Source organism: Candidatus Methylomirabilota bacterium (genome assembly GCA_036002485.1).
Classification (GTDB): Bacteria; Methylomirabilota; Methylomirabilia; order Rokubacteriales; family CSP1-6; genus AR37.
This window is the reverse complement of record DASYTI010000151.1, coordinates 1-13,468: the sequence shown is the minus strand read 5'-3', so window position 1 is coordinate 13,468 and position 13,468 is coordinate 1. Positions and strand designations below refer to the sequence as shown.

Annotated in this window: 8 protein-coding genes and 1 tRNA gene; 1 reads left to right on the top strand and 8 read right to left on the bottom strand. The window is 68.2% G+C overall.

Features of this window, described 5'->3' with window-relative positions:
* Window positions 1-290: 290 nt before the first annotated feature.
* Window positions 291-1,370 (top strand): tyrosine-type recombinase/integrase, encoded by a 1,080-nt coding sequence (locus VGT00_14755; protein ID HEV8532678.1) that lies wholly within the window; start codon window positions 291-293, stop codon window positions 1,368-1,370.
* 63 nt (window positions 1,371-1,433) lie between these two features.
* Here the strand turns inward: VGT00_14755 and VGT00_14750 are convergent.
* From VGT00_14750 to VGT00_14715, 8 genes are all read right to left on the bottom strand, one after another.
* A tRNA-Val gene (locus tag VGT00_14750) sits at window positions 1,434-1,509 on the bottom strand.
* Between the two features lie 83 nt (window positions 1,510-1,592).
* Window positions 1,593-3,389, bottom strand: a complete 1,797-nt coding sequence (locus VGT00_14745) for a tetratricopeptide repeat protein (GenBank protein HEV8532677.1) — start codon at window positions 3,387-3,389, stop codon at window positions 1,593-1,595.
* 314 nt (window positions 3,390-3,703) lie between these two features.
* Window positions 3,704-4,111 (bottom strand): hypothetical protein, encoded by a 408-nt coding sequence (locus tag VGT00_14740; protein HEV8532676.1) that lies wholly within the window; start codon window positions 4,109-4,111, stop codon window positions 3,704-3,706.
* A 234-nt stretch (window positions 4,112-4,345) separates the two neighbouring features.
* Window positions 4,346-6,208 (bottom strand): AI-2E family transporter, encoded by a 1,863-nt coding sequence (locus VGT00_14735; protein HEV8532675.1) that lies wholly within the window; start codon window positions 6,206-6,208, stop codon window positions 4,346-4,348.
* Between the two features lie 205 nt (window positions 6,209-6,413).
* On the bottom strand, window positions 6,414-7,205 hold the full coding sequence (locus VGT00_14730) for a hypothetical protein (protein HEV8532674.1): 792 nt from the start codon (window positions 7,203-7,205) through the stop codon (window positions 6,414-6,416).
* Between the two features lie 89 nt (window positions 7,206-7,294).
* Window positions 7,295-9,112, bottom strand: coding sequence for an aldehyde ferredoxin oxidoreductase family protein (locus VGT00_14725; protein ID HEV8532673.1), 1,818 nt, complete (start codon window positions 9,110-9,112; stop codon window positions 7,295-7,297).
* A gap of 28 nt (window positions 9,113-9,140) precedes the next feature.
* Window positions 9,141-12,125, bottom strand: coding sequence for a tetratricopeptide repeat protein (locus VGT00_14720; protein ID HEV8532672.1), 2,985 nt, complete (start codon window positions 12,123-12,125; stop codon window positions 9,141-9,143).
* The coding region (locus tag VGT00_14715; protein ID HEV8532671.1) for a tetratricopeptide repeat protein at window positions 12,122-13,468 on the bottom strand (1,347 nt) is incomplete at its 5' end. The genes VGT00_14720 and VGT00_14715, both read right to left, overlap by 4 nt.

Genomic DNA, 13,468 nt, shown 5'->3' with positions numbered 1-13,468 from the left:
GCTGCGGGCATATGAGACACTCGGTCGCCAAGCCAAGCGTTTCCGAATCTGCGCTAGGTGCCGGCAACCCTTTATCGCTCGGAAGCGTCAAGCCTACTGCACGAAGAAGTGTTCCCAGTCCGTCCGAACCAGAAAATACCGAGCGGGACACAGGGACAAGGTAAACGCACTGAGAATGAAGGCCTACTACGCGAATCGCGGTAAGGCTCGACGCAGCAATGCCCAGGAAGTGGAGAGGGCGGAATCCCCGACCATGAACGATGTTCAGCTCGCGCTTCAGGAGGGACAGGATGAGTGATGAAATGCAGGTCAAGGCCCAGCGGAGGGCAGGTCGGCGAGATGGGTTGTTCCAGCGTAGTGGCTGGTGGTGGGTCGATTACTACGACACGGAGGGCAAACGCCATCGCAAGAAGGCGGCCCCGGACTACCAGACCGCGAAGCTCATATATCGGGAAATAAAGCAGGCCATCGCGAAGGGCGAGGTGCTGGGTGTCCGCGAAGAGGGACTACGGCTGACCGACTTCGTGGACAAGCGCTACTGGCCCACTATCAAGTCGGCCCTGTCTTCCGAGGAGCAGGTGCGGGCGCGGGCCATCTTAGACCACCAGGTCATCCCGCGCTTCGGGGCATTCAAGCTGGCGAAGCTCCGTCGTGAAGATATCGAGCGGTGGCAAGCGGACCGCCTGGCGACGGTGTCAGGCTCGACCGCGAATAAGGAGCTGATGCGCCTGGGACATCTGCTCAACAGAGCCGTCACGTGGGGCTATCTGAAGGCCAACCCGGCGCGCGGAATCGCGAAGGCAAAGGAGAACCCAGGTCGAGTTCGCTACCTGACGGCCGGAGAACGCGATGCGTTGCTCAAGGAGGCGAACCTTACCCTTCGCCTTTATATCCTTGCCGCGCTCCAAACGGGAGCACGACGCGGAGAGCTTCTGAATCTGAGGTGGACCGACGTGGACATGAAGGTCAGGACCCTGACCTTCCGCCGGACTAAGAACGGTGATTCTAGGTCGGTCCCGCTGACGGATACCCTGAGGGACGCCCTCCAATCTCTTCCCCGCCCCCTCAACCCGGACTCGCCGGTTCTCCCGGAGCGCGAGCCTAAGGTCCTGTCTCGGAGTTTCGCCCGTCTTGTTGGCAGGCTGAACCTGAAGAACCTCCGCTTTCACGACCTGCGGCACGATGCGGCGAGTACTCTCACCATGGCCGGAGTGCCCCAGCGCAGCGTCATGGCCATCCTCGGTCACCGGGATCCCCGCATGACAATGCGCTACCAGCATCTGACACCCGAGCACCTCCAGGACGCTATGCGGGCGCTCGACCGCCCTTCAATGGGATCGTCCGGCGCTACGGTCGGCGAGGCCGGATAGGCACTATTTGGGCACTGACGGAGAACGCGGACTAAGCGGTGCTTCAGAAGTAGCTAATAGGAATGGTGGGCGGAGCAGGGCTCGAACCTGCGACCCCGGCCTTGTAAGGGCCGTGCTCTTCCACCTGAGCTATCCGCCCATCGCTACGAGCCTAGGGGGTGATCCGGGCGCTGTCAACCGCCGCGGGCGCCGATCGCGCTCCCGGTAGCGCTCCGCCGACCTTCAGGGTCGAAGCCCATACGTGCTGTACTGCTCGGGGAGACGCGGGGCGAGCGCGGTGGCGACCGCGAGGTCGGCCTCGGCGCCCGCCAGATCGCCCAGCTTCCGCTTGGCGAGGCCGCGGCCGTACAGGGAATGGGCCTTCCCCGGGTCCAGGCGCAGCGCAGTGTCGTAGTCGGCGAGGGCCCGGTCGAGCTCGTCGAGCTTCAGATAGATGAGGGCTCGACTGTCGAGGGCATTGGCGTAGTCGGGACGCATGCGCAGGGCCTGACTGCAGTCCGCGAGCGCCAGCTCCAGTCTCCCCGTGATGGCCCGGGCGAAGCACCGGCTATTCCAGGCCGTCTCGTCCGTGGGATGAAGCCGGATGGCCTGGTCGAAGTCCTGGATGGCCCGATCGTGCATGCCTTTGCGGCTGTACACGGACCCTCGATAGTGGAAGGCCGTCGCGGAGCTCGGATTCAGCCGGAGCGCCTGATCGAAGTCCTGGATCCCCCGGTCCAGCTCGCCCTTCTGGCTGTAGGCGAGTCCCCGGTTCTCGAGGGCCAGCACATCTCTCGGATTGAGACGGATCGCCTGGTCGAAGTCCTGGATGGCCCGGTCCACCTCTCCGAGGATGCGGTAGGCATACCCGCGGTTGTTGAAGGCGAACCCGTAGTTGGGCTCGATTCTGATGGCCTGATCGTAGTCCTGGATGGCGCGGGCCATCTCGCCTCGGCTGCTGTAGGTATTCCCGCGGTTGTTGTAGGCCAGCGCGTAGTTCGGCTCGAGGCGGATGGCCTCGTCGAAGTCCTGGAGCGCCCGGTCCACCTGTCCGAGATTGCGATAGGCGTTCCCGCGATTGTTGAAGGCGAACGCGTACTTCGGATCGAGGCGGATCGCTTCGTCGTAATCCTGGATGGCGCGCTCCGTTTCCCCGCGACTGCTATAGGCATTGCCGCGATTGTTATGGGCGGAGGCGAGAGCCGGATCCAGCCGGATCGCCTGGTCGAAGTCCTGGATGGCCCGGTTCGGCAGCGCCTTGCGGCTATAGACCAGCCCTCGGTTGTTGAAGGCCGAGGCGTCCCTGGGCTCGAGGCGGATGGCCTGATCGTAATCCTGGATGGCCCGGTCCAGCTCGCCCTTGCTGCTGTACGCATTCCCCCGGTTGTTGAAGGCCAGCCCGTAGCTCGGCGCCACGCGGATCGCCTGGTCGAAGTCCTGGATGGCCCGGTCCAGCTCGCCCTTGGCGCGGTAGGCATTCCCCCGGTTGTTGAAGGCAAATGCGTACTTGGGCTCGAGCTTGATGGCGCGATCGTAGTCCTGGATGGCCCGGTCGAGCTCGCCCCGAGTGCTGTAAGCATTGCCGCGATTGTTGAAGGCGGAGGCCAGCTTCGGGTCGAGCCGGATGGCCTGGTCGAAATCCTGGATCGCGCGATTCGGCTGCGCCTTGTGGCTGTAGGCGGTCCCGCGATCATTGTAGGCGCTCGCATGCTTGGGATCGAGCCGGATGGCCTGGTTGTAATCCTCGATCGCGCGATCGTACCAGCCTTCGATGCGGTGGGCGGTGGCGCGGCTGTAGTACGCGCCGCCGAGCCTGGCTCCCTTCTCGCGGCCCGACTTGATGATGCTCGTGCAGCTCCTGATCGCCAGCTCGGTGGACGTCTGATCGTCCCCTTTGCACGAGCGCCATTCCTGCGCAAGCTCCGGATTGGCCGCGGCGGCGGGCAGGGCCGCCATGGCCACGAAGGTCAGGAGACCGCATACGAGAACGGTAAGCCGCGGCGGCGTGATGGCTCGTTCCTTCCCGAGCCAGGCCGCCATCGAACAGATCCTATATGTCCCGCGCACTCCCATCCAGGGCTCCTCAGGGTATAGCTTCCGAGCGCCGGGAGGTGTCCAGCCGCTGACGCCCCCGCATGCACCTTCCGGCGAGTTTAACTCAGAGGGCGGGCGAAGCCCACGGGCTGTTCCTGGAGGGGCGTGGATAGCTTCGCGGACGCGGGGTTGATCAGAACGCGGACAGGATCAATAGAGGCATTCGAGCCGGAATCGGCCTGGGCGGCGAGCAGCGGTACCCAGCGATCGCCCGGCCGCTCGCCGCGCGCGGCCAGGTTGTCGATAGGGAAATCCCTGGGTCACCGGTACAAGTGCTCGCCTCGGTGGCTCGTCCATTCGCGTTCGACGGGCCCCGCGTCGCCCTCGGATCTCGGAGGCACGCCGAGGACGATGCCGCCCCGCCTCAGCGCCTCGCCCTGGAGCCGGGCGCGCTCCTCCGGAATTCCCGCGCCGACCAGGGCCCCCACGATGGTGCCCGCGAGTCCGCCCGCACCGGCTCCCGCGAGGCCGGCCGCGATCGGCCCCGCCGCGATGAGCCCGACGCCGGGAATCGAAATAGCCGCCGTGGTGGCGAGCGCTGCCAGCACCGCGCCGACCGCTCCTCCGATGGTTCCGCCAATCCCCGCGCCCTCGGCGGCCTTGGTGCCCAGCTCAGACTTCGTCGGCGGCTCCGCGGGGACATGCCGTTCGCGGCTCTCCTCGGTCATGAGCAAGTTCACCTCCACCGTGTCATGCGAAGTTGGCTAAGACATCGAATCCTGCAGGGATGGGGAGCAAGGACCGTGCCCTGGCCGCGCAGGCGCATGCCTTAGCTCCACGGAGGAATCGAGCGCGGAGGGCCACCCTGCCCTCAAGGTTTACCGGGAAGAAATGTCGCGAGCGGTAAGAATGCCCCCGAACTTTTATTGACGGGGGCGCGGCGTGGCGGTGCCGCCGAAAGCTCAGCGCGCGCGAAGTGGGTCCGGGTGACCGATGGGCGAGGCGACCTCGGGCAGCTCGAGTCCCCCCGACACCTCGCGCGGGGATCCACCGGGAGCAAGAGCGCCGAGGGGGATATGTTCGCGGATCTGATCGCGCGACTCGCGCAGCGTCGATCCCACGGCGTCCGCGCCGGAGGCGAGGAGCTGCTCGCGCTCACCCGGCTCTGTCGTGCCCCATCGCCCGACGAGAATCTTGAGAGCGGGGAAGCGGACGCGGAGACGCTTGCAGAGGTGGCGCGTCTGGGCAAGGTTCTCGGGATGAATCGAGGCGATACACACGATGGACGGATTCTTTTCCTCCACGAGCGCCAGCTCCTCGCCCGTCAAAGCACGCGCGGAGCCGACCTCCAGGCCCACGGCATGCGGCCTCAGGAGCTGCTGGAGCATGCGAAGGGCCAGCTCGCCCGACTCGTCTCCCGCGGCGCAGCCCAGCACGGCCGCGGCATGCGCGGCGACGGGCATCGGCTGCGCCACGCCGGCCTCGGACGCGCCATCGGCTCCCACCGTGGACGCCAGGTGAGTGATGGTCTCCATGGTGGCCCGATGGATGGCCTGAACCTCATCGTCGGTCACCTGGTTCATCTCGCGATCGCGCTTGGCATACGCGAGAGTGGGTATGAGGATGTCGTCATGGACCTCCTCGAGCGTGTGGGCACAGAGGTAGGCATCCACGATGTCATTCGCTTCCCTCTGGTCCCGGGCGAGCACACGCTGGTAGTAGGCGACATCGCTCTGAAGCGCGGGCTCGTCGTCCGTCATGAAGATGGTGAGAAATTCCAGCGTGGGCACGTGCTTGCCGAGGACGACTAGGCAAACGGTCAGGGGCGTCCCCAGGAGGAGGCCGATGGGACCCCAGAGCCAGGTCCAGAACGCGATGGCCACGAGCAGGGCCGTCTGCGAAAGACCCAGGGCCTGCCGATAGACGAACGGCTCGATGACCATGTAGGTCAGAGCCTCGACGGCCACGAAGAGTCCAGCGGCGAGCAGCGGACGCTGCCAGTCGGCGAAGACGGCCAGGCTCAATGCGAGGGGGGCGAGGGCGGCCAGCAAATGCCCAACATAGGGCACGAAGCGCAGGGCAAAGGCCAGAAAGCCCCACAGGACGACGTAGGGAAGCCCGATGAAAAAGAGGCCCAGCCCGATGGCGACCCCAAAGGTGAGATTGATGATGGTCTGAAAGAACAGGTACCGACTGATGCGGTCGCTCGCGTCGTCCAGGGCCTTCGTGGTGACCACGAGCCTGCCGTATCCGATGAGCCGGATGAGTCGATTGCGCAGCTCCTGCCGCTCGATCAGCATGAAGATGACGAGCACGATGACAAAGCCCCCGCTCGTCAAGGCGTCGAGCAACCTGGGGAAGGGCCAGAAGCCGATGGGTTCGCTCCTGACCGTGACGGGGACCGGCTCAGGCTTCCGCTTCGGCAACTCGTGCTTCTGCAGCTCGCCGATGACCTCCTTGGCCGTCGACTCCATCTCCTTCAGGGGCGCCGGCTTTCCCACCCCACGCAGATCCGCGATCTTCTGCTTGAGATTCCCCCGATACTTCGGAAGCTCCTGGGTCAGCGCCACGATCTGCTGGGCGATGACATAGCTGATCCCGCCGAGCAGCGAGAACACCAGCGCCACCACGAGAACGACCGATACGACCCGACCGGCGCGCGTGCTCCCCAGGCCGGTCCGCTGGAGCGCGCGCACCGGCGGCCCCAGCAAGAAGGCGAGGAGCAGGGCCAGGGCGACGGGGATGAGAACCGACTGCGCCCAGTAGAGCGCCGCGATGATCGGGATGACGGCGGCTCCGACGAGATAGGGGCGAAGCTGCGTCACCTGCGGGGACCCTTGATCCGTCCCCCTCGGCTGGGTCCGGGCCCGGAGAGCTTCGTGAGGGGTCATAGGCAAAGCTGAGGCAACCGCCGTGCCGCTTTCCAAAGTGCCCTGGGACAACTGTTTAGGGAGAGAGGGGATTCTCTCGCGGTGAGTTTTACCGAGTCAAACGAGCAGCCCGGGCATTGTGAGTCGCCTTGTCGGCGGCTTATCGAGACCCCGCTCGGTCGGCGGGGCTGGTGACCTCGATGCGCCAGAGGGGGCCGCCCAGAAACAGGGCGCCATCACACCGCACGAAGGCGGGAGCGTCGGCATTGAGGATCAGGCATTCGGTGTCGGCGGGCAGTCGACCGAGAAGTTTTGCCATGAAACCCATGACAGGACCGAGCCGGGGCTTGAGCACATACCGCTCGGCGGACCTCTGCAGCTCGCCCACCTGCACGGGCCGCTGTCCGGAGGGCAGCATCTCGAGCTCGACGAGCCTCGGCTTCGGAGTGAAGGCCACCACGTGGACGGTCCGGCTGGCGCCGGGCGGAAGGTTCTTCAACAGCGGAATCACCAAGCCATTCGATACATCGGCGGGCAGAGTCAGGTGACCGGTGGCGACCTTCTCCGACGTGCCCGTACCCGACGTCACCGAGTATCGCCCGTCGCGGACGTCGAAGAGGGCGTCCAGGCGCTCCGGGAACGCAGGTCCCCGTTGCACCACGTGATAGCTCAGCAGCGCGAATACGCCATCCTGGGTGAAAGCGACCCGCTCGTCGTGGATCGATCCATCGCGGAAACGGAGGACCATCTGACTTTCCACGCGGTGCCCGCGGACGACCTGGATAAGATCACCGTGTCCGATAAGCCGGCCGTCCTGAGCGCGCACGAGGAGAAATCCGCGGGTGAGACCTTCCGTGAAGCGGACGGGCACCGTGGTGGACGCGGAAAAGACCGGCAGGGCTGCGCAGAGAACGATCAGAAAACACAGAGTCGCGCGAGCGCCGAGCGTCATGCATGGGAATCGAGCAAGGCGCATGCCAGCATGCTCGTCTGGAACGCCCGGGCCAGCGTCGACCGAGTCCGCGCGTCTAGCGGAGCGCCTCAGATGCCGAGGGCGGCCAGACGTGCCGGCGTGGGCACCCCGTCTCCATCCCAGCCACGCAGGGCATAGTAGCGATCGACCATCATCGACAGCTCCTCCGGCGGACAGTGCATGCCGGCCGAGGGCCCGTCGGGAATGGGCTCGTGCATCACGCGCCACGGCAGCACGTCGTCCTTGCGCCGGGCGCCCTCGCGCACATTGAAGAGCCGCTCGAGGTTGATCACGCGCTCACCCACCCGCTCCAGCTCCTCCACCGTCATGTCCCAGCCGGTGACGGCCCGGACCATGCGCGCGTAGGGCTCCTCCACGAAGAGGCCGAAGCCGCGCTCCGAAGTGAAGCGGCACAGCACGAGCGAATCGTCCACGGCCGTGAAGTGCTGGCTGCGCACGGCGAACTCCGGCTTGCCGTCGGTGCCGCGCCGGTCATAGGCTTGCGCGTACTGTGGCGTGGGACGCGTGTCGTGATGGCTGCCTCCGCGCGTGGCCGTGGCATAGCCGATGGACATGCCCTTGAGGGCGCGAGCGGAATGCGCGGGCAGCTCGAGGCGCTTCACGGCATAGACGGCCCTGGTGGCCTCGGGCCCGATGGACTCGGCCAGTCGCCAGGCGCCCTCCGCGAGCCTGGCGCCGAAGCCTTCGCGCGCCGCGGTCATCTCCACGAGCCGCAGCATGCCTCGCCAGTCGCCCCAGCCGAAGGGCAGCCCGATCTCGGCCTGGGTGAGCCAGCCGCGCTCGAGCGCCTCGGCCACGAAGGCCAGGGTCACGCCCATCGAGATGGTGTCGAGTCCGAGGAGATCGCAGAGGTCGTTGGCCTTGGCCAGCGAGCCCGCGTGCGCATTGCCCAGCATGGACCCGAAGGCAAAGATGGTCTCGTACTCGGGCATCTTGGCCTTGATGCCCTGGAGCTCGCCGTCCCGGATCTCGTACTGCTTGCCGCAGGCCACGGGACACTTGAGGCAGGTGGTGTCGCGATCGTGATAGTGGGCGTGCATCTCCTCGCCCGAGATCGCTCCCGCCTCCGCGAACGTCTCCTGGCGCAGGTTATAGGCGCCGAGCCCGCCCAGCGTGTTGATGGGCTTGACGAGGAACGACGTGCCGTACTTCGAGAGCGCCGCGGTGCCCGTCTTGAGGGGCTCGCGCTTCTCTTCGAGAAGAGCCTTCAAGAGGGCGGCGTCGGCCACCTCGGTCTTCTTCGCCCCCGCCACGACCACGGCCTTGACGCGCTTGGCCCCGAGCACGGCCCCGATCCCGCCGCGTCCGGCCACGCCTTCTCGATTCTTCCAGTAGGTCGCCGCACAGGCGAAGCGCACGAGCCGCTCGCCCGCCGGCCCGATGGCCATGACATCGGCCGTGTCGCCCTCGACGGCCTGGATGGCATGCACGGTGTCCCGGGTGGTCTGGCCCCAGAGGCTGGCGGCCGGCTTCACCTCGAGCCCCGTCTCCGTCACCTTGAGATAGACGGGGGCGGGGGCCTGGCCGCTGATCACGAGGGCATCGAAGCCGGTGCGCTTCATGGTGGCCGGCCATCGGCCTCCAAACGTCGAGTCGAAGAAGAGCCCGGTCAGCGGCGACTTCGAGGCGAGGCAAGCACGGCTATTGCCCGGCACCGTGGTGTCGGTGATGGGCCCGACAGCGAAGACCACCGCATTGGCCGGATCGTAGGCGTCGATCTTGGGCGGCACGTGATCGAGGAGAAGCTTCGCGGCCAGGCCATTGCCGCCGAGGAGCGCGCGGGCCCTGATCTCATCCAGCCCCTCGACGCGGCTGGTCCCGCGCGTGAGGTCGACGAAGAGGATGCGCCCGCCATATCCCTTCATGGGCGCGCATTATACCCGCTCGCCGGGGCTAGTTGACGCCGAGCGCGCGCAGATTCTTCTTCGCCGCCTCCGCCAGGTCGGTCTCGATGCCCGACGAGGCCAGCAGCTTCTTGTAGACGATGACGGCGAAGTCCGGCTGCTTGAGGGCGGCGAAGGATTGTCCGGCCCCGAGGAGGGCGCGCCGTCCCAGCGTCGTGTCGGGAGCGACATAGGCCGCCGTCATGTAGGCGTCGACGGCTTGCTGGTGACGACCCGCGGCCCGGTAGCCCTCGCCGAGGCGATAAGCGGCCTCGGTGGCGACCTGCACATCACTGGCGGACAGCGCGCGCTCGAAGAGCGGCTGCGCCTCGGCCCACTTGCCGTCGATCATGAGCACGCGCGCCTGGCCGAGCGTGGCCGCGCCCTGCCAGGCTGGGTGATCGCGCGTCACGCGGGCGTAGAGGTCGGTGGCCTGTGGCTGATCGCCCGCGGTCTCGTAGCTCCGGCCCAGGAGCAGGAGCGCGCGGGGCAGCGTCGGGTCCTCAGGAGGCGAGGCATCCACGAGAGCCTGCAGCCTCGTGCGCGCCTCGGCGGTGGCGCCCGTCCGGACCAGAGCCTCGGCATAGTCGAGGCGCACGTCGCGTGCGGCGCCATGGGTCGGATAGCGGGTGGCCAGGGTCTGGAGGACATCGCTGGCCAGCGCCCATTCCCCGCCGCGTCCCGCCACCGCCCCCACCTGCGCCAGGACCACCGGCGTGGCATCGCTGTCCGGGAATTCCTTGACCAGCCGGAGGGTCGCGACGCGCGCCTCCTTCCACTTCCGCTCGTCGGCGGCCACGAGGGCCGTCGAGCCCAGGAGATACGGGGTCGTCCTCGCATCGGCGGGCTGAGCGAGCAGGGCCGTCGCGAAGCGGCTGAAGTCCTCGCGCTTTCCCTGGTTCCAGAGCACCGCGGCGATGCCGTACTCGGCGGCGGCCACGATGGCGCTGGTGCCGCCATCGCGGGCCTCCACGAACTCCCGCTCGGCCTCATCCCACTGGCCGCGCTCGAAGGCAAGGCGGCCAAGTCCCAGATGCGCCACGGCGCCCTCGCCTTGCCCGAGGGCGGCGGTGAGCTCACGGGCGGCCTCCGTCGGCTTGCCGTCGGCCATGAGGGCCGCGCCGCGGGCCAGGCGCATCCGGCCGATATACGGCGAGAGCGGCGCGCGACGCACCAGCGTGGTCAGGTCGCTCACCGTGCTCGCGCCCTTGCCGGCCCGGAGGAGGAGGATGGCCCGGTTGAGCCGGGCGACCTCCGCGTGCTCGCCCTCGGGATAGCGCTGGATCAGGCCGTCGAGGAGCCCCTGGGCGCCGGCCGTATCACCTGCGCGCGCGGCGATCTCGGATGCGAGCAGGAGCGCTCCCGGCGCGCGGGGGTCCTTGGCCTGGCTCGTGGCGAACTGGGTCCAGAGCTTGCGCGCTTCGTCGAAGCGGCCCCGGCGGAACTGTGTCCAGCCGAGCGCGAGCTGCACCGACGGCGCCTCGGGCGAGGAGCCGTAGTCGGCCAGATAGCGGCCATAGCGGTCCGCGGCCTGGTCCCAGTCGCGCGCGGCATAGCCTGCCTCGCCGCCGAGCACGAGCACGGCCGCGCGGACATCGGCGTCGAGCGGCTGGCGAAGCAGCGCGTCGAGCCGAGCCTGAGCCTGGCTGAACTCGCGTCCCTCGATATCGATCTGGGCGAGGCGATAGCCGGCGTACGAGCCGAGGGCGGGCGTGCCCGGATTGTTCACGACGAGCTCGAAGGCGCCGCGCGCCTCGCTCGGCTGCTTCGCCTCGCGCTCGAGCTCCGCGCCGAGGAGCACGACATAGGCGCGCGCGGCGGGCTCGAGGTTCTTGCCCAGGAGCTCGAGCGAGAGGGCCCGCCCTTCGTCCACTCGATGCTTCTCCGTGGCCCAGCGGTCCACGGCGAGAAGCACGGGCAGTGCCAGGGTGCCCTTGGCGTCGGCCTGGTCGAGACGTCGCGCCTCCTCGAGCGCGGCGGCATAGTCGCCGATGTCGAGAAGGGCCAGGGCCAGCCCGGCCCGCGCCCAGAGAATCTCGCTCAGCTTCGGATAGGCTGGGAGGAGGCCGCGATAGGTCTGCACCGCCTCCAGGGATTGCCCGCCCGCCCGGCTCCACCAGGCCTGGCGGAGCAGGCCCGACTCGATGTTGAGCTGTGGCCCGCGCGCCGTGAACGTCGAGAGCCTGGCCACGGCATTCTTGTGGTCGCCGAGCCGCCCGAGCGTGTCGCCGAGCCAGAACTGCGACTCGGCGGCGACGGAGCGCGGCAGGCTCAGGGCGAGGAGCCCCGCCCAGGCTTCGCGCGCGTCGGGGAAGCGGCCCAGGCCGTAGAGCGCGAGCGCGCGTCCGTGACGAGCCCACGGAACCACCTCGGGCGGCGCCCCCGCCTTGAGGATGTTGTCAAAAGTCTCGAGCGCGCGCGCGGGCTGGGCGGCATTGAGGAGGACCATACCGTAGGCGAGGCCGCCGTAGTATCCGATGTCCGAGCGCGGATCGTCCTGCACGACCAGGAGCAGGTTCTGCTCGACCCCGTCGGTCTGGCGCAGACGGATCAGCGTCTCGGCCAGCCAGTACCGCGCCTCTCGGAGGAGGGCGCGCTCGGAGCCCTTCTTCACGGCGTTCTCGAGAGCCTCTCGCGCGTCCTCGAGCTCATTTCTCTGGAAGCGCGCTCGTCCACACTCGACGAGCTCGGAGGCAACCCCGAGGACCGTCCCCAGCGGGTTGCACGCGAGGAAGCGCGGAGGGGGCGCGGGAGCCAGGGGTATCTGGGTCAGATCGACCACGATCCGCGCGGGCGGAAGCGGCGGGACCGGCTGCGGCGAGGGCGGAAGACTGATCGGGCCGCTGCCCACGGGTCCCTTGTCGAGAGCTGGTGAGGCCAGAGGCAGCAGAGCGGCGAGGTCGGGCGGGGGCAGGGTGAGCGTTACCTCGGCGGACTGCGCAGCAGAAGGAGCCAGGACAAGGCCCAGGAGCGAGAGGGCAACGAGGAGCCTCATCGCTTCTCGGCCTTTCCCCCGGATTTGGGGCCGGGCTTGAGATTGGCGGCGACGGCGGCCTTGCGGGTCTTGGCCCAGGCCGCGAGCGTCTTGTCGGGACTCTTCTCGGCAACCTCCTCGTAGTACTTGGCGGCCTGGGTCCACTGCTTCTGCTCCTCGAGCGCGAGCCCCGACCCGGCCAGGGCCCGGAAATGGAGGGCCGGCTCGAGCCCCGCCGTGTCGGCGGCAGCCTGGAAGGCGGGCAGGGCCTGCGCCGGGCGCTTCAGCTTCATCTCGCTCTCGCCCACGAGCAGGAATGCCTCGCCGCGCACCGGATCCTCGGGGCTCTTGGAGGCCGCGCGCGCCAGGGTGGCGGCATCGCGGAAGGCATTCTTCGCGAAGGCCGCCTGGGCCGATTGCAGCGAGACCCGACCGGTCAGCACGTGCTCGGGGAACTCCTTGCGCAAGCGCACCCAGGCGGCCTCCGCGTCCCGCGACCGGCCGAGCCGCCCCGCGATGGCGCCGGCATCGTAGAGCCCGTCGGCGGAGGACGGCTTCTGCGACATGAGCGCGGTGTACTCGTCGGCCAGCTCGCTCTTCCGGCCTTCCTTCATGAGGGTGTCGAGCACGGCGCGGCGTGCCGCGGGAGCCAGGTCATGCGCGGGATAGGCCTTGGCAAAGGCGCGCAGATCGGTCACGGCCTGGTCGGTCTGGCCCGCAGCCAGGCGCGCCCGGGCCTGCCAGTAGCGCGCCTCGGGGGCGAGCTTGTGCTCGGGATTCTTGGTGACGAAAGCCTGCAGCACGCCTTGCGCGTCCTCGCCACGCTTGAGCTCGATGAGGGTGCGCGCGAGCTGGATGGCAGCAGTGGGCGCGAGCGCATGGTCAGGAAACTCGCTGACGAGACGCTGAAAGGCCGCGGCGGCGGCGTCACGGCGCTTGCCCTCGAGCTCGGTCCAGCCCAGCCCGTAGAGAGCGTCGGCCACCCTGGCTCCCGCCGCGCCGCCCGCGATGACATCCGCATACGCGGTGCGCGCGTCGGCCCAGCGCTTGAGCCGATAGAAGGTCTCGGCCTCCCAGAACCGAAGCTCGCCCGGCTTGCCCGGCGGCGGCTGGAAGCTCTCGGCCTTCCGGAATGCCTCGAGCGCAGCCTCGCCCGCGCCCTGAGAGAGCCGTGCCTTGCCGAGGAGCAAGGTCGCCTCCCCCGCCCGGCCATCACTCGGAAAGCGCTCGACGAAGCGCTCGAGCATGCGCCGGGAGACCGGGTAGAGACCATCGTCGAAGGCCTTCTCGCCGACGAGGAAGAGACGGTCGGCCTCCTCGAGGGCGGCGGCGGGGCTCGCCCCGGCGCCGAGGATGACGAGTCC

What these genes read in the sequence shown, in the direction of transcription:
- VGT00_14755 (HEV8532678.1), top strand. Translation starts at nt 291, where the DNA reads ATGAGTGATGAAATGCAGGTCAAGGCCCAGCGGAGGGCAGGTCGGCGA.
- VGT00_14745 (HEV8532677.1), bottom strand. Translation starts at nt 3,389, where the DNA reads ATGGCGGCCTGGCTCGGGAAGGAACGAGCCATCACGCCGCCGCGGCTT.
- VGT00_14740 (HEV8532676.1), bottom strand. Translation starts at nt 4,111, where the DNA reads ATGACCGAGGAGAGCCGCGAACGGCATGTCCCCGCGGAGCCGCCGACG.
- VGT00_14730 (HEV8532674.1), bottom strand. Translation starts at nt 7,205, where the DNA reads ATGACGCTCGGCGCTCGCGCGACTCTGTGTTTTCTGATCGTTCTCTGC.
- VGT00_14725 (HEV8532673.1), bottom strand. Translation starts at nt 9,112, where the DNA reads ATGAAGGGATATGGCGGGCGCATCCTCTTCGTCGACCTCACGCGCGGG.
- VGT00_14720 (HEV8532672.1), bottom strand. Translation starts at nt 12,125, where the DNA reads ATGAGGCTCCTCGTTGCCCTCTCGCTCCTGGGCCTTGTCCTGGCTCCT.